Consider the following 25349-nt stretch of genomic DNA (forward strand, 5'->3'; position numbering starts at 1 on the left):
CCATGAGGATTCCATGATGACTCAAAAACTCTTTTTCCGAGCTCGCGAGGCGCAGGATCATACAGCGCTCGCTCGCTCGACCTTCTACGCTTATATCGCCAAGGGCTTGCTACCACCGCCGATCAAGGTTGGAGACCGCGCCTCGGCTTGGCTCGTCTCTGAGATCGTTGCCGTCAATAAGGCACGTATTCTCGGCAAGACGAATGAAGAAATCAAAGCGCTCGTGATCTCGCTCGTCGAGGCTCGTTCTCGAATGGAGGACGACGCCGATGAGTGAGACGCAGAACCAGAAGGGGTATGTCCTGTCGATGGGACTTCTTTCAAACGAACGCCTTGAGGTTTCAAATGCCGAATTTCTTCATGAAGCTTTTGCCATTTCTGCCGCTCATTGCGGAAATTGTTGCCCTGTTACTGTGTCTTTCGTTGGCAATCCTTCCCGCGATGCTCGCTGGGTAGCCCGACCTTTCACGGGCAACGATGCACCCGAATCCGACCATGCGAACAACTACTTCGCCCTCTCGGCATTCATGCCGGATTTAGAAGGTACCTACCATCGGCGCAAGAAGTCTTTTGCCGCTCAATTCGTCGTGGCGCTTGACGATGTGACACCAGTCGTTGTTGGGGGAAAGCAGAAAGCTCAGATTCCTTTCAGCCGCGTTACGCTGCCACCAACATATGTGCTTGAGACCTCCGAGGGCAATTTTCAGGTGGGTTACTTTCTCCGCGAGCCGATATTTGATTGCGGTGAAGCCGAAGACCTCTCGAAAGCAGTCATTGCTTCGGGGCTAAGCGATCCCGGCGCGGGTGGCCCTTGTGCGCGTCTGATGCGCCTGCCGATTGGTTGCAACGGGAAGTACCAACCTGAATTCCACTGCCGTTTGAGATTGTGGGAGCCAAAGCGCCGCTACACCATTGATGAGCTGCGCGAAGGGCTGCAGATCGGTTTTGTCAGTGCGGCATGTGTCAAACAACAAACTGTTACTTTGCTCAGCAACGTTTGCCAGTCCGTTGCGGAAGGAAATGCGGTCTATACGCCTGCACCGACGACGAACATCGTGCTTCAAGCATTGAGCGAGCGAGGCCTTTTGAAGCGCGAAGTTGCGCCCGGCAAATACGAGCTGGCTTGTCCGTGGGTCAACGAGCACACGGATCAGGTCGATAGCGGCGCGGTTTATTGGGCACCGGATGAGAATCACCCGCATGGTTCCTTCAAGTGTCTGCACGGGCATTGCATTGGGCGCGGCATTTCAGAGTTGTTGGATTACTTGGGCATTGAGCATGAGGCGGCTCTCATGAAGGCGCGTATTACGACTGCGCCGGGGGAAGTCAATCGCATCGTTGTCGCTGCTGAGACAGAGCTTGCTCGTACAGGGCTTTACTTTCAACGCAGCGGGCGCATCGTTCGACTTGAGCGATCGACGATTACAGGTAACTTACAGCTTCAGGAAGTCAATGCCAACAGTCTGCTTGTGGATTTATCGGTACTGACGCGGTGGCAGCATTATGACGGGAGGTCAAAAAAGGTCGTTCCCTGCGATCCTTCGTCTAAGTACTTGTCAGCCATTCTTGAGAGCGGGCGGCACCAGGCGTTGCCTGAAATCATTGGAATCGCAAGGCAGCCCATGATTGATGAGCTCGGCAGAGTGTCAAAAACGTCGGGCTACAACGCAGCTAGCAAGCTCTACGCTGATTTTGATGAGCACGCATACGAGGTGCCGGATAGACCGACAAAGGAAGATGCATTCAAGGCGCTGTATGAACTTGAAGCACTGCTAGAGGAATTTCCTTTTGAAGACGACTGTGACAAGAGTGCGGCTCTCTCGGCTATTTTGACGGCAGTTGTCCGCCCGCAGCTCAAGTTGGCTCCGATGATCCATGTGCAGGCGCACTTACCGGGTTCAGGAAAGTCGTATCTGACGGCGCTGGTCGCGGCGTTCGCGACGGTTGATGAGGTAGCCGCATCAAGCTTTCCAAAGGACGATGAGGAGTGTCGAAAGTTCCTTCACTCTCAATTGCTTTCGTCGCCTGCGGCCATCATTTTCGACAATCTAACAACGGATATTTACGCCTTCAAAAGTCTCTGCATGACAATTACGGAGCCGACATTCAACGCCCGAATTCTCGGGGTGAGTCGCACGGCGGAGGCGAGCACGCGGACGCTGCTTCTATCAAGTGGCAACAATGTCGGTCCCGTTGAGGACATGACGCGGCGGGTGCTGACGATCTGCCTTAACCCTGCAGAGATAAATCCTGCTGAACGTGAATTTCAGCATCCGAATCTCATAGAGGATTTAAGAGCGAAGCGTGCCCATTTTGTTTCGTGCGCCCTCACAGTGATCTCGGCATGGCTGTATGCAGGCAGGCCGCGACCGGACAGAGTGAAGACTCTCAATTCCTTTATGCAATGGGGGGAGTGGTGTCGTTTGCCACTTCTATGGCTGGGGCGAAGTGACCCGGCAACACGGTTGTTTGAGTTGATGGTGAATGACCCAGAACGCGAACAAACAGCACGGATATTTGAGGTGCTGAGCCGAATTTTCAAGTCAGATGCATTCTGTGTCAAGGATGTCGCGACAAAAGCACGGTACTCCGGTTTCGATGACGACATTTTCGATGCATTCGAAGAAGCGGGCCTGAGTGCAGCAGGTTTGTTGGATCGGCGTCGTCTCGGATGGTGGTTCAGAAGAAAAAATGGCTGGACGGCAAACGGTCTCAAACTCATTAAGTTGCCTTCGTCGGGCAAGCAGATTGTGTATCGCTTAGAGGTGCAACCATCGCCGTCCACAAAGCCTTGAAGAAAAAAATGTTCAGGTTCTAATTTTAATGTGTTAGCTATGAAAGATGGTGAATTGATAAACAAAACAAATGGTTATGCGATTGTGCGCTTGAATGCCGTGAGACATGGCATTTTGTCTCGTGAAACGGTGTTGCCTCATGAATCGCGGCAAGACTTCGAATTTTTGCTCAACGAGCTTCAGAACGAGTATGCGCCTAATGGTCAAACGGAAAAAGCCTTGGTCGAAGAGCTTGCATCCATTCTTTGGCGAAAGCGCCGAGTGCTTGCGGCCGAAGGTGCGCAGATCAATAGCGGGATTGCTTGTGCCATGACAAATTCGCTGCGAGTGGCAAATCAAGCAACGCCTTTTCTTCCGAAGATTACACGTAACGAACTATTGGGAGATGAGGCATTGCCTGTGAGAGAAATTTTGGCGCTCGATGCGGAAGGTCTTGAGCAAAGAAGACAGGCGCTTGAAGCGGAGTATGGATCGGTTGCCAAGTCGCGCCAGTTGTTGACTCTGGGCGGACGAGGAGCGGCGCGCAAGGCGCTTGAAGCGCTGCCGAGTTCATTGACGGACCTTTGGTACGCGAAAGATCGGTATGGCGAAACCATCTATCAGGTCGATCGTTTTTTGGAAAATGAAGTGCTGCCGCATCTTGCGGAGGAGAAAAGACTGCTTGAAAACGCAGACTCGTTGCGTCGCCAAGCACTCGGAAGCGCCGTGGCGGGACTGCCTTTCGAGTCAATCGCGCGCTATGAGGCGCATTTGGACCGTAAATTCGAGCGAACGCTCTCCATGCTCATCAAGTTGAAGGCAATGAAAACGGTACCGGTCAATGATGCCTCAACACCCGTGGGGCAAGGCGTTGCAGAGAATTGCATGCAGCATGTTCAATGAAAATTTGCTGTTGATTTGGGAAAAAAGATGGGTGGTTTAGGAAGTGGACGTGTCAGCTCGCAGCACAAGGAGATAGTTGAGCACGCCCGATTTATTCAATCGGAGTGGGTTAAGGCGCGGATGGGGGTGCTGAATACGAGGGGCGCTATAAAAGTCAGCTGGAAGCGAGGAGGTCAACCTTATGGTGAAGCAGAAGTTGCGTTAGTTGACCAGCGGTTGCACATCGTCTATCGGAAACGCTCTGGCGGCGAAACGCAATGGCAAGACGTGCACAAGGTTGTCGAGCTTTCCTACTCGGCGCCACATTTTGGCGGCAAGCGCTTGTGGTTTCATTGCCCTCATTGCGGGCGTCGCGTTGCTGTGCTTTACTGCAGCGAGGTGGTTGCCTGCCGAAAGTGTTTGCATCTTTCCTATCGAACGGAGAGCGAAGATGCAATCGATCGTTTACGTTCAAAAGCAGCAAAAATCAAGGACCGGCTGGGGGGAGATCCGTATCAACGGCCGAAGAGGATGCATCGGAACACATTTGATCGCTTGCGAATGCAATATTTTGCAGTCAGTCAGGAAGCCGAGAAACGCTCAGAGGAGCGCTTGATTGCTCTAGGAAGGCGGATTTTGAGTCAGTCTTTCTCAAGGGAGCTGCAATACGACGGCTGGTAACCGATAGATTTTGTTTATTTGTTTAGCAATTTTGATGTTTTATTAGAATTAGGGTTTTGGTGGTTTTTGGGGTTTTGAACGGCTATCGCTGAAAAAATGTCAGTGGCTTAGCCCTATGACTTGATGTACGAGCAGGCATATTCCCCCCAAGCCTCCATGATGGCGCGGCGCTCTTTGGCGAGCGGTGCACGGTCGTAAGCGCCGCTGTACGCATCGTTGCGTGAGTGCAGCAGACAGAATTCGACGGCTTCTTGGTCGAAACGCCGGTTGTTGCCTATCTCATCGTCCTTGGCCCATGTCCGGAACGTGGCACGCGCCGTACCGTGCAGCGTGATTACGCAGGGTTTCTTGAGTTTTTCCGTCTTGACGGGGTCAATCCACCCGATGCCGTCTTCTTCAAGGCGCTTCTCATGTAGGCCTCGCAGAAACATGGTGAGTGCGACGTCAGAGAAGTGGCTGCCATGAGAGCTGGGAAAGACGTAGGGGCTTTCAGCATAACGAACAATCTTGCTCAGTAGTTTCTTTGCGCGAGAGGACAGAAAAATGGTTCTGTCGCGATTGGGGGTTTTGATTTTGTCGTGTTCTAGAGGAACGACCCAGATGCCCTTTTCAAGGTCGATTTCGTCCCAGCGAGCCAAGCGAACGGCCTTAGAGCGCGCCGCTGTCAAAATTGCAAACTCACAAGCCTGGGCGGACATGGAGTCGTACTGGTGGATGGTCGACATCAGTTTTGGAAGCTCGGAGACGGCGCAGGCGGCGTAGTTTTGCTTAGGCTTGCGATTTTTTGAAAAGGGTTCCATGAGCACGCCCAAGGCGCCGCTCATCATGGCCGGATTATCCGGGTTGTTCCGTTTATGAAGGGCGATTGCCCATTGGAAAATCTTCTGGGCATGAGTTCGGGCTTTCTTTGCGATTGAAGGCGTGGCCTGCCAGATCGGGGCCAGACACGTGCGGATGTCTTCCGGCGTGATGTGTTCAATGTTTTTGCTACCAATGACCGGAAAGAGGTGCCGGGCGAGAATTTGCCTTGTATCTTTCTCTCCGCGTAGGTTCTTGGACCAAAAGCCATTCTTGGCGCGGTCCGAAATCCATTCCAAGGCGACGGCTTCGAAAGTGAGTTTGCTTTTCTCGACTTCTCGCAACGCTGCTTCCTTGGCTTCTCTTTTTGCTTTTCTTTGTCCTTCCCGCTCCTCAATGGGACTGCCGCCCTTGTCGATCAGGGCGCGCGCCTCACGCGCAGCCTTCCTTGCCGCAGCTACGCTTGTTTCTGGGAATGAGCCCAAGGAAAAGTCGTGCCTTCCGGTGGCGTCGCTGTAGCGCAGGATAAAAAGCGTCTGAGTGGGGGTTTTGCGGATGTAGAGCCCCTTGACGCCTCCGATGGCAAAAGTTCCTTGTCCCAGCCGTTTGATCTCAAGCACTGTCAGCTCTTTTGCGATTTTCGGCATCTGTACCCTCTGTTTTTTATGATGGATAACTTGTTACATATTTATATAACTCACCGTATCCATCATAGCATACATCATAAAATCACAGATGTTCATGGAGGGCTCTGGACGGCTAGAGACGCGGAATTCGGTTAAATGCTTGATATAAAAGGAAATCCCAGACGTCTTTAGACTGTCTGGGATTGAAAAGTGGTGGAGGTGGCGGGAATTGAACCCGCGTCCGAAGCAATTTTTCCGCCGAATCTACATGTTTAGCCCGGAAATTTAAGTCTTACTGACAACCCTGCCTTCGGGCGGGCCGGTCATCAGCCAGTCGCTTGATCTCGACCAATGCGTCGCGACACCGCATCAGTCCAGTCCCTGTGAATGACGATGCTGCCGGTTTTACCCGACCCGGACCAGAGACCATCCGGTGCATCGCCCGCGGCCCTTAGGCGGCGAGAGCGAAACGCTCGTTGTTGGCGTTTATTTGTGTCTAGCTGTTTTACGAGGTGACTAGACCTCGACATGCATCGTGCAGCGTCCTATACCCCGTCGAAACCGGAACACCCCCACACGCTGGATCGTGCATATTAAAGGAAGCCGGCGGACTTTGCGCGCTTTTTTGGTAAAAACTGTTGCTGCCGCAAAGGTGCGCACCAAAAAGCAACAAAGCACCAATCAGGTGCATTATGATCATTCTTTGTGCATGGCGAGCGTGCCGGCGCCGCAAAAAGGTGCAAAAAACGCGAATTTCATTTTGGCACGGTTTTTGCTTTATTTCGGACAACACGAAGCGGGTGAGCTTATTTCGGGCCCGGCCGCGACAGATAACGTAAAACACTTCCCTTTGATTCGAGGAGAAAGAATATGACGTCCCCCTCTGACGTTTTGCAGATGGTCAAAGACAACGATGTTAAGTTTGTCGATTACCGCCTGACCGATACCCGCGGCCGTGAACAGCACGTTTCCGTTCCCGCTCATCAGCTCACGGAAGAAACCTTCGAAGACGGTCAGCCCTTTGACGGCTCCTCGATGGCCGGCTGGCGAGGCATTGAAGCCAGCGACATGATCCTGATGCCCGACCCCAACACGGCTCATATGGATCCGTTCCGCGAACAGAACACGCTGATTCTGACCTGCGACGTCGCTGAACCCGACACCGGCAAGGGCTATGCCCGCGATCCTCGCTCTCTCGCAAAGCGCGCCGAAGCGTATCTGAAGTCCACCGGGATCGGTGATCAGGCTTTCTTCGGTCCGGAACCTGAATTCTTCATTTTCGACAGCGTCACCTGGAGCACCGACCCGGATCACACGTTCTTTAAGATCGGCTCGGAAGAAGCCCCCTGGTCCACGAAGATCGAATTTGAAGGCGGCAACCTCGGCCACCGCGCTCCCTTTAAGGGCGGCTACTTCCCGGTTCCGCCGGTTGATTCCCTCACCGACATCCGTGCCGAAATGGTGACGCTTCTGGAGCAGCAGGGCGTGCCCTGTGAAATCCACCACCACGAAGTGGGTGCTGCGGGTCAGTGCGAAATTGGTACTCGCTTCTCCACGCTCGTGCAGCGCGCCGACTGGCTGCAGATCATGAAGTACACGATCTGGAACGTGGCGGCTGCCTACGGTAAGACCGCGACCTTCATGCCCAAGCCCATGAGCTGCGACAACGGCTCGGGCATGCACGTGCACCAGTCCATCTGGAAGAACGGTGAAAACCTCTTTGCCGGCAACGGCTACGCCGGTCTTTCCGAGCTCGCCCTGCACTACATCGGCGGCATCATCAAGCACGCCCGTGCCTTAAACGCCCTCACCAACCCGACCACGAACTCCTACAAGCGTCTGGTCCCGGGCTTTGAAGCCCCGGTGAAGCTTGCGTACTCGGCCTGCAACCGCTCGGCCTCGTTGCGTATCCCGCACGTCTCGAGCGCCAAGGCCCGCCGCGTGGAAGTGCGCTTCCCGGACCCCATGGCCAACCCCTACCTCGCCTTCTCCGCGATGCTGATGGCTGGCCTTGACGGTATTCAGAACAAGATCAATCCGGGGGATCCGGCCGACAAGAACCTCTACGATCTGCCGCCCGAAGAAAACGCGAAGATCCCGACGGTTTGCTCGAGCCTGGACATGGCCCTTGACTACCTCGATCGCGACCGTGAGTTCCTCACCCGCGGCGGCGTTTTCAGCGACGACTTCATCGACAGCTTCATTGCGCTGAAGATGCAGGAAGTCACGCGTTACCGCGCAAGCATCGAACCCTGCGAATTCGATATGTACTACGCCGGCTGATATAGGGCGCTCACGCTGAAAGGACGGTGCCGTGGCAAGGTTTTTCCGCGGCCCGCCTTCGGCAGATGAACGCAAAAAAAAGGCGCAGTGGTGACATCAGCCGCTTGCGCCTTTTCTTTCCTCTTTTACGGCATAAAGGCAGAGATTGTGTTGAGAACCAAAGAGCCGTGCGGCACGTTTGGCGTGCGGCTTTGTGCAGGCGCCGATCTTTTGGCAACATCAGTTGTGGTGCTGGAAAAAACGGGCGTTGTCGCCTGGTGTAACGCCGCGGCTGAAATGCTTTTCGGTGTCTCGCGCCGCAACCTCACCGGGTCTGGTATCGGCCAGTGGCTGCCCGCGGTGACGCAGTGGCTCTCGCATCTGCCTGCGCAGGGCGACAAGTTTTCGCCCTACGGAGCCGTCGCGGAACTCTGCCGTCCGATGACCGACCCCGAGCCCGTCTACGCAACGCTTTCGCCTTTAGCGGGAAGCGAGGGCTATCGGGTGCTGGAAATCACCGCCGTGCACGACGCCATGCAGCTGGTGCGTGAGGAAGAGCAGGCGGGGATGAACGAGGCCACCAAGGCCCTTTTGCGAAACCTCGCGCACGAAGTGAAAAATCCGCTCGGAGGCATCCGCGGTGCGGCGCAGCTTCTCGACGCCGAGCTTGCCACAAGCGATGAGCGGGAATACACCGCCGTCATCATCAGTGAGGCCGACCGCCTGCAAAGCCTCGTGGACCGGCTGTTGGTGCCCTACCGCAGGGAAAGGCGTGTGGGACCGGTCAATATTCTCGAGGTTCTGGAGCGCGTGAGAAATCTTCTCACCGCGGAATTTCCGGCGGGCCTTGTGATCCGGCGGGATTACGACGTGTCGGCACCGGAAATCACCGGGGACAAAGAGCAGCTCATTCAGATCTTTTTAAATCTGATGCGTAACGCCGTGCAGGCGATGCATACGCTCATTGACGAGGGACGTGCCGAGATCACGCTTAAAACCCGTATTGCCCGGCAGGTGACGATTCAGCGAAAACTTTGGCGCATGGCCTTAAGCGTGGAAGTGATCGATAACGGGCCCGGCATTGATCCGGCGATCCGCGAAAAGATTTTCTACCCGCTCGTAACGGGCAGAGACGGCGGCACGGGGCTGGGGTTGTCGCTTGTGAAAACCTACGTTGATCAGCACGGAGCGGCGATTGACGCGGAAAGCGAACCCGGGCGCACGGACTTCCGGCTGCTTTTTCCGTTAAAAGCTGCCTGAAACAAACGAAAGGAACACCGAGGTCAACTACCCCTGACTGAAGTCAGAGGCTTGGCAACAAGTCTTGGTTGACTAGCCTCAGTCCGTTTTCGGACGGACTCCGTTGGTTGGGAATCCGTTCCGTCGCAAGACGGGACGCAAACAGGCACCGTGGGATGTCGATCCTAGTCCCGCGCTCTGCGGTCTGCGGTTAAAAGCTCTGAGAGGTAGGAGCAGTGCTTCAGACAACAAACCCCTTCCAACATTGGCGAAGGATCACCACCGACCGCAAGGTCGAGCAGACGGAGCCCGTGAGGTATCCGTCAATGGAGAACACTTTGAAAGTTTTTGTGTTGAATATGCGCGGGCAACCGCTCATGCCGTGCTCCCCGCCCAAGGCGCGTAAGCTCCTTCGGGCCGGCAAGGCCGTGCCTGTGCGCCGAACGCCCTTTGTGATTCAACTGACGGTGCCGACGGGCGAAACCAAGCAGCCGATCACCTTGGGTGTGGATGCGGGCTACAAGCACGTCGGCCTGAGCGCAACGACCGCCAAGGAAGAGTTGTTGGCTTCCGAGGTCGAACTGCGGCAGGACGTGACGGGCTTGCTCTCGAATCGCTTGGCACTTCGCCGCGCCCGACGCAACCGCAAGACCCGCTACCGCGCACCACGCTTTGCCAACCGCGTTCGATCGGAGCACAAGGGCTGGCTTGCGCCGTCCGTGGAGAACCGCATTCAGGCGCACATATCGCGCATTGAAGCGGTTTGCCGAGTGCTTCCGATCACCAAAATCGTGATTGAAACCGCATCCTTCGGCATTCAGAAGATCAAGAATCCCGAAGTCGAAGGCACGGACTATCAGCAGGGCGAGCAGCTCGGATTCCGGAACGTGCGCGAATATGTGCTGTTCCGCGACGGTCACGTTTGCCAAGCCTGCAAAGGCAGATCGAAAGATCTGATTCTCAACGTGCATCACATTGAGAGTCGGAAAACAGGAGGCGACGCGCCGGGCAACCTCATCACGCTGTGTGAGGCGTGCCACAAGGCGTATCACGCAGGCAAGTTGAAGCAGTTCAGTCCCCGGCGCGAGCGCCATCCCGAATTGCCTGTCACGAATACCTACGGGTATCTGACCAAACACAAGCGCATCGTCGCGGGCTTGCCGAAGACGCATTGCGCGGACGCTTTCTGCATTGCTGGCGTCCTCGACGCAAAACGTCGGGGCGAATACCTGTTTCAGAAACAGACGCGCCGCCACAATCGCCAGATCCACAAGCTGACGATTCTCAAAGGCGGTGTGCGCAAGCGCCATCAGGCTCCGTACCTAGTGCACGGCTTCAGGCTCTTTGACAAGGTGCTGTGCAAAGGGGAAGTCGGCTTTATTTTTGGCAGACGCTCCTCGGGTGCATTCGATGTGCGCCGTCTGAACGGTACAAAGATTTCTGCCGGTATTTCCTACAAGAAACTTTCGTTTCTTGAGAAGCAAAAGATATTTTTAACTGAACTGAGAAAGGAGGGCCGCGATTCCTCCCGCGTCTGAAGACGCGGGTTTCCTCGCGGAATTTCTATGAAAGCCATTTGGGTTGTTGACGATGACCGGTCCATCCGCTGGGTGCTTGAAAAGGCGCTGCAGCGCGAGAACCTGCCTTTCCGGATGTTTGAGGATGCCGCTGACGTCATTGCGGCGCTTCAGACCGAAACGCCCTCAGTGCTTTTAAGTGATATCCGTATGAAGGGGACGTCCGGCATGGAGCTCCTTCACACTGTCAAAAAAGAGCATCCGGAAGTGCCGGTCATCATCATGACGGCTTTCAGTGACCTGGACAGTGCGGTGAACGCCTTTCAGGGCGGAGCGTACGAGTACCTCGCCAAGCCCTTTGACATCAACCGCGCGATTGAACTTCTGCGCCGTGCCTGCGAAGAGTCGGGGGCCTCGGAGACGCCACAGACTGAGACAGGGGAGGCGGTGCCCGAAATCATCGGACAGTCCGCTGCCATGCAGGAAGTCTTTCGGGCAATCGGGCGGCTTTCTCAAAGTAACGTCACAGTGCTTGTGACGGGCGAATCCGGTACCGGTAAGGAAGTGGTGGCGCGCGCCCTTCACAATCATTCGCCGCGCCGCTCGGCACCGTTTGTGGCGATCAATACGGCAGCGATACCGAGGGAACTCCTTGAAAGCGAACTTTTCGGCCACGAAAAGGGGGCCTTTACGGGGGCAAACTCCCTGCAGTACGGGCGCTTTGAGCAGGCTAAGGGCGGCACGCTCTTTCTGGACGAAATCGGCGACATGCCGATGGAGATGCAGACGCGGCTTTTGCGCGTTTTGTCGGACGGGTGCTTTTACCGCGTCGGGGGCTGTCAGTTAATCAGAAGTGATGTGCGCGTCATTGCCGCTACGAACCAAAACCTGGAGGCCCGCGTGCGCGAAGGCCTTTTCCGTGAAGACCTCTTTCACCGCTTAAATGTGATTCGTCTCAGGCTTCCGCCCCTGCGCGAGCGCTCTGAAGACATTGCGGCCTTGGCCGATCACTTTTTGGCTGAGGCCGCGAAAAACCTCAAAACAGAACGCAAGCACTTAAAGCCCGAAGCGCTGGACTTTATACGGCGTTTCCCTTTTCCGGGAAACGTGAGGCAGCTTGAGAATCTCTGTAACTGGCTTACCGTGATGGCCCCGAGCCAGTGGATCCGGACCGAAGACTTACCGGACGAGTTTTTGCGGGGTGAGGCGGCAAAGGATGTCGTAAAGGGCGGTGCCGAGGGCGAGTGGACATCGGCGCTCAAAGACGAAATCCGCGCGGCACTGACCACTGGAGCTCCGGAAGTAATGGCGAAATTTACCCGCGATTTTGAGTGCGCGGTGTTTCGCGCGGCACTTGACTTTACGCACGGCCGCAAGGTGGAGGCAGCGCAAAAGCTCGGAGTGGGGCGCAACACGCTCACGCGAAAGATTCAGGAGCTCGGGCTCTGAGATCTTGGACGAACCCGGCAGCGCTTGCAGTCGCGTACGGTTTTCCCGCATAATCGGCCGCACAAGAAAATCATCCGTACCAAGTGACTGCTCCCCTTAATAAATTGAGGGGCTTCTTGGTTCAACGGCTACAGCACAACTGTCGTTGTGACTTACACAGCCTCCGCGAGCAGAGACGGACAGCCCTTCCGCCTTTGGCCTTATCTGCATGGCGGGCCGCTTCCTGCTCCGCCATGGAATCGTATTGCTTAAGCCAGCTGTGATTGTGTAGTTTTTGGCTTTCGTCAGCAGCGGTTTAATGTCCTTAATAACACTGAGGCTCTCGCCATGAACCTTATAGCGATGCTTCTTTATGGCGACGGCTTTGTTGTAGCAGTAACGCACGGCACCAAATTGCCCGCGCAGGAACTGTTGCTGTTCCTCTGTCGGGTAGATGCGGACTTTGACAACGTGAAGCATGTGATCTCTGGTACGGCTGGTACCACTGAGCTTCGAAGTCTATCAAAACCAATGGCTGTGCTAATGGTTAGAATCCTGCAGATATGCTTGGAAAAAATAACAAGCGGCATTCCTGGGGGTGTTGATAAAATCGGCTCATTGAGCGAAGTAAAAAACCATTGAAAATCAATGATGGAATTTTTAATTTAACCGTCACAAACCGGTTTAGATTTTTGAAAAACCTGTTTGCTACGCTGTTGGTGAGGAGCAGGCAGCTAAAACACAGAGTTTTTCTCGTTAGATGCCGTTAATTGGCTGAACCGACTTTATCAACATCCCCGATCCTGCTGCGATTCTCTGATGCAAAAAGGCCTCTCACTCTCGGACTTTGAAGACGAACTGCGCGCGCTCGGCGCAGGGCCCCGTCATATCCGCCGCATTTACCGTGCCTGGCTGGGGCTCGGCCCCTGGGAGGCCAAGGACTCGGCGCGCTACCCGGCCGCTCTGGAAGCAAAACTCACAGAAATCCGCAACCGGCTCACAAAACTCACGCAAGTGCTGCCCGTAAAAAGTGAGCAGGCGGAATCCTTAAAACTTATCGTGGGGTTAAGTGACGGAGAGTGCATTGAAAGCGTCCTGCTGCCGCGCCGTGCGCTGTGCGTGTCGACGCAGGTGGGGTGCGCTGTGGGGTGCCACTTCTGCATGACGGGAAAGGGCGGCCTTGTGCGGCAGTTGGGGAGCGCGGAAATTGTCGCTCAGGTTGTCGAAGCCCTCAAAATCCGGCCCGATATAAAAAAGGTTGTGATGATGGGGATGGGTGAGCCCAGCCACAACCTGAAGGAAGTGCTGGAGGCGGTGAATTTTCTCGGCGACGTTTTGAGCCTTGCGCACAAGGAAATTGTGGTGTCAACGGTGGGGGATCCGAGGCTTTTTGATGCGATCCGCACCAACGGCGTGCATCCGGCTGTTGCTCTGTCGCTTCATACAACGGACGACATGAAGCGCCGCGAGCTTTTACCCAAGGCGCCGAAAATTCCTGCCGCAGACCTTTTGGCGATGACGCTCGATTACGCGGAAAGCACCAAGTACCCGGCGCAGATTGAGTGGACACTGATTGAGGGCGTGAACGACTCTGCCCGAGAAGTCGAATGCCTTGCCGAACTTATCAAGGGGCGCTACGCGATGGTGAACTTTATCGCCGTCAATCCCGTGGAAGGCACCGGATTTAAGCGTCCGTCAAATGCTCACATGCAGGATCTCATCACAATTTTGCGCCGTCAGGGGATCGTCGCTACGATAAGGGACAGTGCGGCGCAGGATATTGAAGGCGGATGCGGCCAGCTGCGGGCACGGGTACTTGAGATTAACCGACAGATTGAACAATGCAGCGACGAAAACAAAAACTGAGTAAGGCCCGGTCCCGCACCATGTGGCTGGCGTGGATTGCCTGGGGCGTGATCGGCAGCATCTTTCTTTTCGAGGACTCCAGGGGCGGCTCGGGCTGGCTCTCGTTTCTCCTTACCTCGCCCTTCTGGCTTTTGTTTGCCGTCTGGCCCTTTATTTGGCTGTGGCTTGTGACGCGGCGCAATGATGAGTGGGTTGAGATTGACGATGATGTCATCAGCGGCGAAAACGGCGAGACGATCGCGCGCTTTGTGCAGAAGGACGGCGTGCGCTACGTTGATATTGACGCTTTTGCCGATACGTTTAAGTGCTCCCGTGACGTCCCCATGGTGACGCTTCCGGGCGGCACCGAACGCTTTGCAAGACTCGATGACGTGCGGCATATGGCCACCGGCAACAAAGCCCTCACGGAGTGGCTTGCGGTGGTGGATTCGCTCCCGAAATAAAGCCGCGAGAATAAAGAAAAACCGAAGCGGATATTGTGTTCTGCTTCGGTTTTTGCATTTTTCAGGGCTGTGCGTCTTCAACCGGATCGAAGGAAATCTCCATGCGCCGCGGCATCGGGGTGTTGCCAAGGGGCCGCGGGAAGGGATTGCAGCGGCTGATGGCGTGCCGCACGGCCCGGTCAAAGGCGGGAAGCCCCGAACTTTGCGTCATACGCGGGGTTTCGGCGATTTCGCCGTTCGGAAGAAGGCTCACGCTGTAGACGGCCACATGCGTGCCTCTGGCAATGCCCGAGGGAACGGAAAACAGGATAAAGGGTCGGATGCAGCTGATGACGCGTGAGGCGTACGCTGCAGAGAGTTTCCCCTGCATCGAGCGTTCAACGCCCGGTGTGCCGCGCGTTGAGCCCACGCGGCCCGAAGTAACGGCGGGTGCCCCGGTGATGCGGGCGAGTTCGGCCCGGCGCATTTCTTCAGCGAGCTCCGCCTGCCGGCGTTTTTCTTCGGCAATGCGCTTGCGGCGGGCGGCTTCGGCACGCTTTTTGGCTTCCGCAATGCGTTTTTCTTCCGCCAAACGCTTTTCCTCTGCAATGCGTTTCTCTTCGGCGATGCGTTTTTCCTCGGCGATGCGCTTTTCTTCGGCGATGCGTTTTTCCTCAGCGATGCGCTTTTCTTCGGCAATGCGTTTTTCCTCAGCGATGCGCTTTTCTTCGGCGATGCGTTTTTCCTCAGCGATGCGCTTTTCTTCGGCAATGCGTTTTTCCTCAGCAATGCGCTTTTCTTCGGCGATGCGCTTTTCCTCAGCGATGCGTTTTTCTTCGGCAATACGCTTTTCTTCCGCCAGACGCTTTTCTTCAGCGATACGGATATCTTCTTCGCGGCGCTTTTGTTCAGCTTCTTCGGCGGCCCGTTTTTCAGCTTCCAGGCGCTCAGCCTCTCTGCGTTCTGCTTCCCGGCGCTCTTCTTCAAGAAGCTTCTGAGCTTCAGCCTGCGCCTTTGCTTCAGCTTCGGCGCGCGCCTTTTCGTCGGCAAGGCGCTGCGCCTCACGTCTCACCTGCGCTTCTTTTTTGAGCTGCAGTTCTTCGGCCGTGGGTTCTTCCGGCGCCGGTGCCGCTTTGTTGTCAGGAGCTTCTTCCTCGGTTTCCTGCGCCGTGCCTTTGAGGCTCATGCCGGAGGCGTCTTCCGGCGCCCAGAGTTCGGCGTAGACCGTTTCGGTATCCGTATTCCACTGAAAGACGTTAAAGAGCGCGAAAAAGAGGAGCCCGTGCACAACCACCGCCGCAATGACGCCGGCCGGTACATCCGTCAGACGGGAATTGGCGGGCGCAAGGCGCGCGGGATCTCCGGACTCATTGTCCGTCTGAGTCCGGTCCGACTGCAGATCCTGCGGATCTTCGCGCTTATCCTGATTGCCTTCGCTCATTTCGTGCGCTCAACCTTCAGCGCGAGGCCCACGCGCTTGATTTCGGCGTTTTGCAGGGCTTTCATGACGTTCACGACCTGCTCGTAGCGCACATCGCGGTCGGCGGCGATCACGACCGGCGTGTCGGCATCGGCCTGCGCCGAACGCACGTTGGCAATGAGAGCCGTCATGTCAACGGGCCTGAGCCCGTTTTGGACTTTAAGCGAGAGGTGACCGTCGGCGTGCACCACGACTTCAACGGGATTGGCGGGTGCGGCGGAAGCCTTGGAAACACTTGGCAGATTAATGACCGAAGGGTTCACAAAAGGGGCGGCGACCATCAGAATCACCACGAGCACAAGCATCACGTCGATATAGGGAACGACGTTCATGTCGCTCATCATGCGGCGTTTCTTGCGCGTCTGAAGGCTTTTAAGTGCCATGATTGTCTGTCCTTCAGGGGTGTCAGGCCGTCTGACGCGAGAGGATGTTTAAGAACTCTTCGCTGAAGCTGTCAAAGCGGTTGGTGATGCGCTCAAGGCGGTTGGCAAAATAGTTGTAGGCAGCCGTCGCGGGAATGGCGGCAAAAAGGCCGATTGCGGTCGCAACGAGCGCTTCGGCAATGCCCGGGGCCACGACGGCAAGCGAGACGTTGTCAAGCGTTGAAAGCCCGGTGAAGGCATTCATAATGCCCCAGACCGTACCGAAAAGACCGATGTAAGGGGAGACCGACCCGATGGAGGCGAGAAGCGGAAGCCCGCGCTCAAGGTCATCGACCTCACGCTGAAAGGCGGCGGTCATGCCGCGGCGCACGCCCGAGAGCTGCTCGACCTCGGCTTTGCCGGCAAGCTTTACGAATTCGGCCATGCCGGCAACGAAGATGCGTTCTTCCGCGCCCGTTCTGTCGTGGCGCGACGTGGCGGACTCAAAGAGTTTTGCGAGATCAGCGCCCGACCAGAAGCGCTTTTCAAATTCTTCGGTCTGGCGCGCCGTGCGCGAAAGAACAATGGCCTTTGAAAAAATCGTGGCCCAGCTCATCAGAGACGCCAGAACCAGAATGCCCAGCACGCACTGAACGACGACACTTGCGTTCATCACCAGGGTGACGATGGAAAGATCGGCAGAAGACGGATTCATTTTTATTTGTTTTCGGTATTGGTTGTTGTTTCGGCCTCGGCAAGCATCCGGCGGCAGGCCTCGGACAATGCGTCAGGAATCGTGACGGGCGTACCTTTTTCGGGGTCAACCGCGGCGCAGCGTACTTCGGCGGAAACCAGCAGTGTATCGTCCCGCCAGACTTCCTGCGCAAAAACGACGGAGGCGGCCCGGATGAGTTTGACGCGGGTTTTGACGGTGAGAAGATCATCGAGCTTTGCCGGACGCCGGTACTTAAGTGACAAGTCCGCCACAACAATCACGGGCATGCCGGCTTCCTGCATGCGGCGCTGCTCAAACCCCGCGCTTCTTAAAAATTCACCGCGGGCGCGCTCCATGTAGCGCAGATAATTGGCGTGATAAACAATGCCGCCCGCATCGGTATCTTCCCAGTAGATGCGTACGGGCAGGGTAAAAACTGGACTCGGCATGAGGTTTTGTGGCAGAAAATTTATGCTTGTCTGGTCGAAGTCGTGCTAATTTGGCGTCAGCCTTCGGCCGGATGAGCCGAAATACTACAGAAGATTTGGGTTTTGCCATTGTTTTCGGGCGAAAAAGATGCGCTTTGCAACGCAAAAATGCACTTTGAAACGGTTTTTGACGGCCGCGGCAGTGGTCGCGGTCCTTACTGCCTGCGGCTGTTCGCGCCCGGTTAATAACCCCAGGCCCCTTGCGGACTATGCCGAGAACACGCTCTTTTCGAGCTTTTCGGGGAGAAGCCCCAAGACGCTTGATCCCCAGGTCTCCTACTCAAGCGACGAGACGATTTACACCTATACGATCTACGAGCCGCCCTACGGTTACCACTATCTGAAGCGCCCTTATGAAGTGATACCGAAAACGGCGGAGCGCGTGGTCACCCCTGTTTACCTTGATAAAAACGGCCGGGAACTTGCGCCAGGGGCGGATGTTTCCGCCAGTGCCTTCTCCCGCTACGTGATTCCGATTAAAAAAGGGATCCGCTACGCACCGCACCCGGTTTTTGCGAAAGACGCGGCCGGCAACTACCGCTATCACCGGCTCACCGATGCGGTGGCGGAAAAACTCACCAATCCCCTGGACCTTCCGGAAAAAGGGACGCGGGAACTGACGGCCGACGATTACGTCTACGGCATTAAGCGCATCGGTGACGTCCGCACCGTAAGCCCTGTTTTGGGGATTTTGTCCTCGCACATCGTGGGGTTAAAGGCCTTTTCCGAAACTTTTGCCCAAGCCTTAAAGGAGACGGAAGCTGCCGGACGTCCGGCGCCCGATATCCGGGATTTTCCCGTTGAGGGTGTGAAAGCCCGTGACAGCCATACGCTTGAAATCACGGTCTACGGGCGTTATCCGCAGTTTGCCAACTGGCTCACGATGGCGTTTTTTGCACCGGTTCCGTGGGAAGCAACCGCCTTTTACGGGGCCAATCCGCTCCTTAAAAAGAACAATGTCACGCTTGAGGCCTGGCCTGTGGGCACAGGCCCCTACCGGCTCGTTTCTTCGCGGCAAAACCGGGAGCACGTTTTGGAGCGCAACCCCGAGTTTCGCTTTGTGCCCTATCCGTGTGAGGGTGAGCCGGAGGATGAGGCAAAGGGCCTTTTAAAGGACTGCGGCAAGCCCCTTCCCTTTGTTGACCGCATCGTGATGACGCTTGAAAAGGAAGCGGTTCCGGTGACCACAAAATTCCTGCAGGGCTATTACGACAGTCCGCAGATTTCGCGCGTGGATGTGGGGCAGGGGTATCTGGTTGCTGCGGGAGATGACGCGGATAAGGCAAAGCTTTACGCCGAGCGTGAGCTTGTTTTTCCGACAACCGTGGAAGCCAATCTCTGGTACCTCGGCTTTAACTGGCTTGACCCCGTGGTGGGCGCTGGAAAAACGACAGCCGAGCGCGAACGCAACCGAAAATTGAGACAAGCCATTTCCATTGCTGTTGACTGGGAAGAGCAGATTGCGATCTTTGAAAAGGGGCAGGGTGAAGCCGCGCACGGGCCGCTGCCGCCCGGGCTTTTCGGTTACCGCGCAGACGGGCCTGCGGCCTTTAACCCGGTTGTCTACCGTAAGGACGAAAACGGCCGCATTGTGCGCCGCAGTATTGAGGACGCCAGGCGTCTGATGCGTGAAGCCGGTTACCCCGACGGGCGCGACGTGAAGACGGGGCGCCCCCTTGTGCTTAATTTTGACTGGCAGAGCGCGGCCCCGGGCTCCAAAGCGTTTCTTGAGTGGTTTACGCGGCAGTTTGCCAAGATCGGCATTCAGCTCGAAGTCCGTGCCACCGACTACAACCGCTTTCAGGACAAGATGATGAACGGCACGGCCCAGATTTATTACTGGGGGTGGATCGCGGATTATCCAGATGCGGAAAACTTTCTTTTTCTCCTGTACGGCCCCAACAGTAAAGTGGGAAGCACGTCCGGAGGCGAAAATGCGAGTAATTTCTGCAACGCCGAATTTGATCGGCTTTTTGAAAAAATGCGCACGGAAGAAAACGGTCCGGAAAAAGCTGCTTTGATTGACCGCATGATCCGGATCGCGCAGACCGAGGCCCCGTGGAGTTTCGGTTACTACCCCCGGCAGGCTGCGGCTCTGCACGGCTGGGTGAAAAACGCCAAGCCAACGCAGACGGTGCGGGATAACGTGCAGTACATGGCCGTTGACGCAAAAGCGCGGGCTGAAAAAATCCGCGCGTGGAATACGCCCGTTCTCTGGCCGGCGCTCATCATTCTTTTGGCGGCGGGACTTTTGGTTTGGGCGGTGAGAAATTATGTGAGGGCGCGCCGTTCCGTGACCGGCCGTATTGCGGAGGGAAATAAATGATCGGCTACATTTTCCGCCGCATTGTCTACGGCTTTTTCATTCTGCTCGGTGTGAACGCCCTTACGTTTGCCCTCTTTTTTGCCGTCAACACGCCGGATGATATGGCCCGGCTTTCAATCGGCGGGCGCTACGTGACGCAGCAGGCAATTGACTCTTGGAAAAAGGAGCGGGGCTACGACGTGCCGCTTATCTTTAACAGTGCGGCCGAAGGTACCGGGAAATTCACGGAAACGATCTTTTTCCGGCGCTCAGCGCCCCTTTTGGCCGGGGACTTCGGGCTCTCGGACACCGGCCGCAGTATCAATACCGAAATTAAGGAAAGGGCGCCCGCGTCTTTGGCGCTTGCCCTCCCGACCTTTTTGCTGGGTGTATTTGTATCGGTGAGTTTTGCGCTCATTTTGGTGATGGTGAGAAGAACGCGACTGGAGTGGGCGGGTGTGGCGATGAGCGTCACGGTGATGAGCATTTCGGCGCTTTTTTACATCATCGTGGGGCAGTGGCTTTTTTCTAAGACCCTGAGATGGGTGCCGGTCTCTGGGTTTTCCGAGGGGTTTGCCATGGCCGCGTTTCTGGTGCTACCGGTCGCTATCGGCGTTTTTACGCGCCTTGGCGGCGAAGCGCTTCTTTACCGTTCGATGTTTCTTGAAGAAAGCGAAAAAGACTACGTGAGAACGGCCCGCGCCAAGGGCGTAAGCGAAATGCGGGTGCTTTTCCGCCATGTGCTCGGTAACGCCATGCTTCCGGTGATCACCAGTACCGTGGCCGTGATCCCGATGCTTTTTATGGGGTCACTTATCATGGAAAACTTTTTCGGTATTCCGGGGCTTGGTTCCTACACGATTGACGCGATTAACGCCCAGGACTTTTCCGTCGTGCGCGCGATGGTGTTTTTGGGAACGGCCGCCTATATTCTCGGGCTCATTCTCACGGACGTGGCCTACACGGTGGTTGACCCCAGAATACGGCTGAAGTAAAGGATGCGGCAAAGTGAAAATTGTTGTTCTCTACACCGATCTTGTGATGTGGTTTCTTGCGGCCGCGGTTCTATTTTTTGCGGTTTATGCCGCGAAAACCCCGGAACTTGCGGCCAAATGGAAACAAGTGCTCATCCGCCCCGCGGCCCAGGCCTGCGGCACGGTGCTGCTGCTCTTTTTCCTTTTGGCGCTTGCCGACAGCGTGCACTGGCGAAATGAACTCCCGAAGCAGACAGCTGAGGCAACCGTTGCCTACGACACGAAGACCGTGTCGCTTTTAGACACCCTGGTGCTGCCGCACATTGCGGGACGCGAGAGAAGTTACTCAGCGCCTTTTGCCCTGCACGACTTTGACAAAACAACGGTCATCAGGGACGGTAAAAGCGTGCGCGACTATCAGAGGCTTACCGGGGCTTCGCCTGACGTGCCCGAAAAGGGCGCGGGGCTTAAGCTCGGAAAACGTTTTTTTGCGGGGTTTTTAACGGGGGTGATTGCGCTCTCAATGCTCTGGATTATCCTGGCGCTCGCGCATAAGGCGGTCTGCAAAACGCCTTTTACGCTGAGCCTGGTGAAGGTTACGGCGCGCACCAATCCCGCGCGACCTGCGGTGCAGGTGGTGCAGGTCGCCGTGCTTTTGGCGGTCATTCTTATGTTTATCTGGCCGATGTGGCATGTTTGCGGCACCGATGCCACGGGTAACGACGTCCTCTACACAGCCTTAAAGTCGGTGAGAACGGCCTTTGTGATCGGGTCTCTCGCCACACTTTCCGCGCTTCCCTTTGCGGTTGTTTTGGGTATAGCCGCCGGGTACTTTAAAGGTAAGACCGACGACGTCATCCAGTACATTTACACGACGCTTTCGTCCATTCCCTCGGTGCTTCTGATTGCTGCGTCAGTTCTGATGGTGCAGGTTTTTATCGACAAAAACCCGCAGCTCTACGAAACGGGGCTTGAGCGCGCGGACGTGCGGCTTTTTCTTCTGGCAGTCATCATGGGTGTGACGGGGTGGGCTGCGCTCGCAAGACTTTTGCGCGCTGAAACGATGAAGGTGGCGGCGATGGACTTTGTGACCGCCGCCAAGGCGTTCGGCGTCTCGCCCTGGCGCATCATGGCGCGCCACGTGCTTCCGAACGTCACGCACATTGTGCTCATTGTGGCGGTGCTCGACTTTTCGGGGATTGTGCTTTACGAAGCGGTTTTAAGTTACGTGGGGGTCGGGGTTGATCCGACGATCGACAGTTTCGGCACCATGATTAATGCAGCAGCCGTTGAGATGAGCCGCAGCCCCATGATCTGGTGGAATCTGGCCGCCTGTTTTCTTTTCATGGTGACGCTTGTTTTGTGCGCGAACCTCTTTGCTTCGGCCGTGCGGGACGTGTTTGATCCGAGGTCCGGATCTGGTGCGGGCGGACGGGTGCTGCGGTTTCGTCGGGCAGCTTGCCGCAACCTGCTTGCTCTCTCTGGCAATCCTGAGCGAGTACGAGATCGTTGATTTGCCGATCGAGTACTGCTCCACGGCTTCAGAGATGCTGAGCTCCTTGCTCAGCAGGCGCGCTACGACGTTGTCTTTGAACTCCTGCGAATATCGCATGTTTTGCCACTCCATGAAAGGTTGAAGGGGTGGCGAAAGGTAGTATGGCATTTAATGCAAACTCAGTGGTTTCCCTTTGCGGCTGAGACATGAGGGGCAGACGTTTCTGCCGGAATTTTTTAGTACAAGCCGCCGCTTTGCATTAAGTGATTCGAATCGGGGGCATAGTTTTCAGTAAGTGCCCGGGAAACGAAAAAGGCAACACTTCTCGCAAATCGGACTTTTTTCGCGCTTCAAGAAGTTCTTTCTCGTGCGTTTTTCCTTCTGTTATCGTTCTCACTTAACGGATACTAAAGAAGCACTCCATGCTCGACGTGAAATCACTTGCCGTGGACTTTTACCTGCCTTCAGGGAAAGTCACGGCACTCAAGGACATCAGCTTTACCGTCAGCCCCGGCGAGACGCTTGCGCTCGTGGGAGAATCCGGGTGCGGAAAGTCATTGACGGCTCTTGCGCTCATGCGCCTGTTGCCCGCGCAGGCCGGTGTGAGTGCCGGTGACGTGGTGCTTGACGGTGTGTCGCTTCCGGACCTGCCCGAAGATGCAATGTGCCGCGTGCGGGGCGCCAAAATGGCGATGATCTTTCAGGAGCCAGCCACCGCCTTAAATCCCGTGATGACGGTGGGCGAGCAGATAGCCGAAGTGATCCGGCTGCACGAAAACCCGGGAAAAGATGTTGTCCGCCAAAAGGTTCTTCAGTGGCTCACGCGCGTCGGAATTGACAAGCCTGAAGAGCGCATTGACGCTTTCCCTTTCGAACTTTCGGGCGGGCAAAAGCAGCGCGTGTTGATTGCCATTGCGCTCGCCGGTAACCCCGACGTGGTGATTGCCGACGAACCGACAACGGCACTGGACGTCACACTGCAGGCGCAGATTCTTGATCTCCTAAAGGACCTGCAGAAAGAGCGAAATCTCGCGCTTCTTTTGATTACCCATGACCTTGCGGTCGTAAAGCGTTATGCCGACCGAGTGGCGCTCATGTACGCCGGAGAGATCGTGGAAGAAGCGCCCTGCAGTGCGTTTTTCGCCTCGCCCCTGCACCCGTATGCCGCGGGCCTCCTCTCCGCCGTGCCTTCAACAGCAAAGCGTGGACAGCGCCTCTCGGGGATCGCCGGACGCGTTCCCAACTTAAACGAGATGCCTGCGGGCTGCCGGTTTGCAGACCGCTGCGCGAAAGCCAGGGAAGCATGCCGTAAAGCGCCTGTGCCGCAGGTGCCGGTCAAGGGGCGGCCGGATCGGCGGGTGCGGTGCCTTAATCCCGGAAGGCTGCCCGCCGCTCACGCTGATGTGACGGAAAGCCCTCTCACCGAAACCGGCTCACACGAAGTGCTGAGGGCAGAACACCTTTCGGTTACTTTTGTAAAGTCGCGGGGGCTCTTTAAAAAGCCGCTTCTCACGCCGGCAGTCAATGACGTGACGCTCACGGTCCGTGAGGGTGAAACCGTGGCCTTGGTCGGGGAGTCGGGCTCGGGGAAAACAACGCTCGGAAAAGCCGTGCTGCGACTCATTGAAGAAGACGTGCGCATCACGGGACGTGTGGTCTGCGGCGGTATTGAAGCGCTGACCGCCAAGGGTGAAGACCTCACGAAATTGAGGCGCGCAAACCAGATGATTTTCCAGGACCCCTTCAGTTCCCTCGATCCCCGTATGAGTGTGGGGGAGAGCATCACCGAAGGCATGCGGGCGCTGGGCATCGGAGAAACGAAGGAAGAACGCTTAAAGCGCGCCGCCGGGCTTCTGGAGCGTGTGGGGTTGCCTGCATCAGCGGCAGAGCGCCTGCCGCACGAGTTTTCGGGCGGCCAGCGCCAGCGTATTGCCATTGCAAGGGCTTTGGCCGCCAATCCCCGGCTCATTATCTGTGATGAACCGACGAGCGCGCTTGACGTTTCCGTACAGGCGCAGATTTTGAACCTCATGAAGGCGATTCAGAAAGAGACGGGTGTAGCCTACCTCTTTATTACCCACAACTTTGCCGTGGTGGAGTATCTTGCCGACCGCGTGGCGGTGATGGAAAAAGGGCGCTTGGTGGAAGCCGGTGACGCGGCAGAAGTTTTGTGCAACCCGCAGGCTGCGTACACAAAGCGCCTTTTAAAGGCCGTGCCGCGCCTTGATCTTTAGGAAGGTTTTGTCGTGCCTGAGCTGGATCTCACACTTTTTCTCATCGTCTGCCCGCTGGTGTTTTTGGGCAGTTTTGTGGATGCGATTGCCGGAGGCGGAGGCCTCATTACGCTGCCAGCATACCTCATTGCCGGGGTGCCCCCGCATATGGCAATCGGCACCAACAAGCTCTCAAGCAGCGTGGGGATGGCCGTGTCGGCGGTGAGGCTTGCGCGCGCGGGCTGCATGCACTGGCGGCAGACCGTGCCCGCAGTGGCGGCTGCGCTTGTGGGGAGCACACTCGGAGCCCTGATTGCCCTTAAAGTGCCGGCGGATATTTTTCTCATTGTGATGGTGGCGGCGCTGCCTTTTGTGGCCGGTTTTCTTCTTTTTCGGTCGGGGTCGCTCGCGGCGGAACGCCGGGAGATGCCTTTTGAGCGGCGCATCGTCATGCTTGTTGCGGTGTCCGCTATCTGCGGGATCTACGATGGCTTTTACGGGCCCGGTGCGGGCACTTTTATGCTGATCGGCTTTTCCCTTTTTGCGGGGCTTGATGTGCGTAACGCCGGGGGCGAAATGAAGGCTGTGAATCTTGCAAGCGGCACGGCGGCCCTTGTGACGTTTGCCGCCTCAGGCGAAGTGCTTTGGGTGCTCGGTGCTGCGGCTGCGCTGTTTAGCATCGCGGGCCACTACATCGGCGCGGGCCTTGTGATTAAAAACGGCAGCCGCATCGTGCGGCCGATCATTTTCATCGTGCTTGCGGTTCTTTTCGTGCAGACCGCCTGGGACATTGCCTCAGGCAAACTTTTCTGAGGCGTAAAG

23 protein-coding genes and 1 other RNA gene are annotated in these 25349 nt (G+C 56.3%); 17 read left to right on the forward strand and 7 right to left on the reverse strand.

All coding sequences use genetic code 11. The annotated features are described in order from the left end of the window. Window positions 1-16: 16 nt before the first annotated feature. The 4 genes from NXF97_RS07930 to NXF97_RS07945 are packed head-to-tail and all read left to right on the forward strand — an operon-like array spanning window position 17 to window position 4337. Window positions 17-277: a helix-turn-helix transcriptional regulator gene (locus NXF97_RS07930; protein WP_274955657.1), complete on the forward strand. Its 261-nt coding sequence runs from the start codon at window positions 17-19 to the stop codon at window positions 275-277. Then, entirely contained in the window at window positions 270-2795 is a 2526-nt protein-coding gene (locus NXF97_RS07935; RefSeq protein ID WP_274955658.1) for a hypothetical protein, read from the forward strand. Before NXF97_RS07930 ends, NXF97_RS07935 begins: the two co-directional genes overlap by 8 nt. A 39-nt stretch (window positions 2796-2834) precedes the next feature. Further along, window positions 2835-3677, forward strand: a complete 843-nt coding sequence (locus tag NXF97_RS07940) for a hypothetical protein (RefSeq protein WP_274955659.1) — start codon at window positions 2835-2837, stop codon at window positions 3675-3677. 27 nt (window positions 3678-3704) lie between these two features. Next, a complete protein-coding gene (locus NXF97_RS07945; RefSeq protein ID WP_274955660.1) occupies window positions 3705-4337 on the forward strand; it encodes a hypothetical protein in 633 nt (210 codons plus the stop codon). 113 nt (window positions 4338-4450) lie between these two features. On the opposite strand, the gene NXF97_RS07950 is transcribed toward NXF97_RS07945, so the two are convergent. Next, the gene (locus tag NXF97_RS07950; protein WP_274955661.1) at window positions 4451-5782 is read right to left on the reverse strand and encodes a tyrosine-type recombinase/integrase; all 1332 of its coding nucleotides are present in this window, start codon (window positions 5780-5782) and stop codon (window positions 4451-4453) included. 190 nt (window positions 5783-5972) lie between these two features. Beyond that, window positions 5973-6335: a transfer-messenger RNA gene (ssrA, locus tag NXF97_RS07955) on the reverse strand. A gap of 39 nt (window positions 6336-6374) precedes the next feature. On the opposite strand from ssrA, the gene NXF97_RS07960 reads away from it, so the two are divergent. From NXF97_RS07960 to ntrC, 5 genes are all read left to right on the forward strand, one after another. After that, window positions 6375-6635, forward strand: coding sequence for a hypothetical protein (locus NXF97_RS07960; protein ID WP_274955662.1), 261 nt, complete (start codon window positions 6375-6377; stop codon window positions 6633-6635). Then, on the forward strand, window positions 6632-8044 hold the full coding sequence (gene glnA / locus NXF97_RS07965; RefSeq protein WP_022373278.1) for a type I glutamate--ammonia ligase: 1413 nt from the start codon (window positions 6632-6634) through the stop codon (window positions 8042-8044). Before NXF97_RS07960 ends, glnA begins: the two co-directional genes overlap by 4 nt. Before the next feature lie 210 nt (window positions 8045-8254). Next, window positions 8255-9283, forward strand: a complete 1029-nt coding sequence (glnL, locus tag NXF97_RS07970; protein ID WP_274955663.1) for a nitrogen regulation protein NR(II) — start codon at window positions 8255-8257, stop codon at window positions 9281-9283. 305 nt (window positions 9284-9588) lie between these two features. Next, complete coding sequence (gene iscB / locus NXF97_RS07975) at window positions 9589-10800, forward strand: RNA-guided endonuclease IscB (RefSeq protein ID WP_274955664.1); 1212 nt, start codon at window positions 9589-9591, stop codon at window positions 10798-10800. 27 nt (window positions 10801-10827) lie between these two features. Then, the gene (gene ntrC / locus NXF97_RS07980; protein ID WP_274955665.1) at window positions 10828-12228 is read left to right on the forward strand and encodes a nitrogen regulation protein NR(I); all 1401 of its coding nucleotides are present in this window, start codon (window positions 10828-10830) and stop codon (window positions 12226-12228) included. Between the two features lie 96 nt (window positions 12229-12324). On the opposite strand, the gene NXF97_RS10810 is transcribed toward ntrC, so the two are convergent. After that, the gene (locus tag NXF97_RS10810; protein ID WP_423767313.1) at window positions 12325-12663 is read right to left on the reverse strand and encodes a helix-turn-helix domain-containing protein; all 339 of its coding nucleotides are present in this window, start codon (window positions 12661-12663) and stop codon (window positions 12325-12327) included. Between NXF97_RS10810 and NXF97_RS07985 the strand changes: the two genes are divergently transcribed. The 3 genes from NXF97_RS07985 (at window position 12556) to NXF97_RS07995 (ending at window position 14516) form a co-directional block, all read left to right on the forward strand. Further along, window positions 12556-12849, forward strand: coding sequence for a hypothetical protein (locus NXF97_RS07985; protein WP_274955666.1), 294 nt, complete (start codon window positions 12556-12558; stop codon window positions 12847-12849). The two genes, NXF97_RS10810 and NXF97_RS07985, sit on opposite strands and share 108 nt — an antisense overlap. Window positions 12850-13026: 177 nt before the next feature. Next, a complete protein-coding gene (locus NXF97_RS07990; RefSeq protein WP_274955667.1) occupies window positions 13027-14073 on the forward strand; it encodes a radical SAM protein in 1047 nt (348 codons plus the stop codon). Beyond that, the gene (locus NXF97_RS07995) at window positions 14049-14516 is read left to right on the forward strand and encodes a hypothetical protein (RefSeq protein WP_274955668.1); all 468 of its coding nucleotides are present in this window, start codon (window positions 14049-14051) and stop codon (window positions 14514-14516) included. The genes NXF97_RS07990 and NXF97_RS07995 overlap by 25 nt, the downstream gene beginning before the upstream one ends. 61 nt (window positions 14517-14577) lie before the next feature. On the opposite strand, the gene tolA is transcribed toward NXF97_RS07995, so the two are convergent. From tolA to ybgC, 4 genes are read right to left on the reverse strand one after another with little or no spacing between them, the layout of a single operon-like run. Then, the gene (tolA, locus tag NXF97_RS08000) at window positions 14578-15936 is read right to left on the reverse strand and encodes a cell envelope integrity protein TolA (RefSeq protein WP_274955669.1); all 1359 of its coding nucleotides are present in this window, start codon (window positions 15934-15936) and stop codon (window positions 14578-14580) included. Beyond that, window positions 15933-16358, reverse strand: coding sequence for a biopolymer transporter ExbD (locus tag NXF97_RS08005; protein WP_022373285.1), 426 nt, complete (start codon window positions 16356-16358; stop codon window positions 15933-15935). Before NXF97_RS08005 ends, tolA begins: the two co-directional genes overlap by 4 nt. A gap of 22 nt (window positions 16359-16380) precedes the next feature. Beyond that, window positions 16381-17052, reverse strand: a complete 672-nt coding sequence (gene tolQ, locus NXF97_RS08010) for a protein TolQ (protein ID WP_022373286.1) — start codon at window positions 17050-17052, stop codon at window positions 16381-16383. Window positions 17053-17054: 2 nt separating this feature from the next. Continuing rightward, complete coding sequence (gene ybgC / locus NXF97_RS08015) at window positions 17055-17501, reverse strand: tol-pal system-associated acyl-CoA thioesterase (protein ID WP_274955670.1); 447 nt, start codon at window positions 17499-17501, stop codon at window positions 17055-17057. Window positions 17502-17628: 127 nt separating this feature from the next. Here ybgC and NXF97_RS08020 point away from each other — a divergent pair, with 127 nt between their 5' ends. The 5 genes from NXF97_RS08020 to NXF97_RS08040 all read left to right on the forward strand — a co-directional run bounded on the left by NXF97_RS08020 (window position 17629) and on the right by NXF97_RS08040 (window position 25340). Next, entirely contained in the window at window positions 17629-19866 is a 2238-nt protein-coding gene (locus tag NXF97_RS08020) for an ABC transporter substrate-binding protein (protein ID WP_418928254.1), read from the forward strand. Beyond that, a complete protein-coding gene (locus NXF97_RS08025) occupies window positions 19863-20840 on the forward strand; it encodes an ABC transporter permease (RefSeq protein WP_022373289.1) in 978 nt (325 codons plus the stop codon). The genes NXF97_RS08020 and NXF97_RS08025 overlap by 4 nt, the downstream gene beginning before the upstream one ends. 13 nt (window positions 20841-20853) lie before the next feature. Continuing rightward, the gene (locus NXF97_RS08030; RefSeq protein WP_423767299.1) at window positions 20854-22332 is read left to right on the forward strand and encodes an ABC transporter permease; all 1479 of its coding nucleotides are present in this window, start codon (window positions 20854-20856) and stop codon (window positions 22330-22332) included. Between the two features lie 404 nt (window positions 22333-22736). Continuing rightward, window positions 22737-24548, forward strand: a complete 1812-nt coding sequence (locus tag NXF97_RS08035; protein WP_274955672.1) for an ABC transporter ATP-binding protein — start codon at window positions 22737-22739, stop codon at window positions 24546-24548. A gap of 12 nt (window positions 24549-24560) precedes the next feature. Next, complete coding sequence (locus NXF97_RS08040; protein WP_274955673.1) at window positions 24561-25340, forward strand: sulfite exporter TauE/SafE family protein; 780 nt, start codon at window positions 24561-24563, stop codon at window positions 25338-25340. Window positions 25341-25349: the final 9 nt, after the last annotated feature.

This window comes from Duodenibacillus massiliensis (assembly GCF_928721995.1).
Classification (GTDB): Bacteria; Pseudomonadota; Gammaproteobacteria; order Burkholderiales; family Burkholderiaceae_F; genus Duodenibacillus; species Duodenibacillus massiliensis.

Bases quoted from the DNA above. Each gene is read 5' to 3' on its own strand.
- NXF97_RS07930 (WP_274955657.1), top strand. From the start codon at position 17: ATGACTCAAAAACTCTTTTTCCGAGCTCGCGAGGCGCAGGATCATACA.
- NXF97_RS07935 (WP_274955658.1), top strand. From the start codon at position 270: ATGAGTGAGACGCAGAACCAGAAGGGGTATGTCCTGTCGATGGGACTT.
- NXF97_RS07940 (WP_274955659.1), top strand. From the start codon at position 2,835: ATGAAAGATGGTGAATTGATAAACAAAACAAATGGTTATGCGATTGTG.
- NXF97_RS07945 (WP_274955660.1), top strand. From the start codon at position 3,705: ATGGGTGGTTTAGGAAGTGGACGTGTCAGCTCGCAGCACAAGGAGATA.
- NXF97_RS07950 (WP_274955661.1), bottom strand. From the start codon at position 5,782: ATGCCGAAAATCGCAAAAGAGCTGACAGTGCTTGAGATCAAACGGCTG.
- glnA (WP_022373278.1), top strand. From the start codon at position 6,632: ATGACGTCCCCCTCTGACGTTTTGCAGATGGTCAAAGACAACGATGTT.
- iscB (WP_274955664.1), top strand. From the start codon at position 9,589: ATGGAGAACACTTTGAAAGTTTTTGTGTTGAATATGCGCGGGCAACCG.
- ntrC (WP_274955665.1), top strand. From the start codon at position 10,828: ATGAAAGCCATTTGGGTTGTTGACGATGACCGGTCCATCCGCTGGGTG.
- NXF97_RS07985 (WP_274955666.1), top strand. From the start codon at position 12,556: ATGAACCTTATAGCGATGCTTCTTTATGGCGACGGCTTTGTTGTAGCA.
- NXF97_RS07990 (WP_274955667.1), top strand. From the start codon at position 13,027: ATGCAAAAAGGCCTCTCACTCTCGGACTTTGAAGACGAACTGCGCGCG.
- NXF97_RS07995 (WP_274955668.1), top strand. From the start codon at position 14,049: ATGCAGCGACGAAAACAAAAACTGAGTAAGGCCCGGTCCCGCACCATG.
- tolA (WP_274955669.1), bottom strand. From the start codon at position 15,936: ATGAGCGAAGGCAATCAGGATAAGCGCGAAGATCCGCAGGATCTGCAG.
- NXF97_RS08005 (WP_022373285.1), bottom strand. From the start codon at position 16,358: ATGGCACTTAAAAGCCTTCAGACGCGCAAGAAACGCCGCATGATGAGC.
- tolQ (WP_022373286.1), bottom strand. From the start codon at position 17,052: ATGAATCCGTCTTCTGCCGATCTTTCCATCGTCACCCTGGTGATGAAC.
- ybgC (WP_274955670.1), bottom strand. From the start codon at position 17,501: ATGCCGAGTCCAGTTTTTACCCTGCCCGTACGCATCTACTGGGAAGAT.
- NXF97_RS08020 (WP_418928254.1), top strand. From the start codon at position 17,629: ATGCGCTTTGCAACGCAAAAATGCACTTTGAAACGGTTTTTGACGGCC.
- NXF97_RS08025 (WP_022373289.1), top strand. From the start codon at position 19,863: ATGATCGGCTACATTTTCCGCCGCATTGTCTACGGCTTTTTCATTCTG.
- NXF97_RS08035 (WP_274955672.1), top strand. From the start codon at position 22,737: ATGCTCGACGTGAAATCACTTGCCGTGGACTTTTACCTGCCTTCAGGG.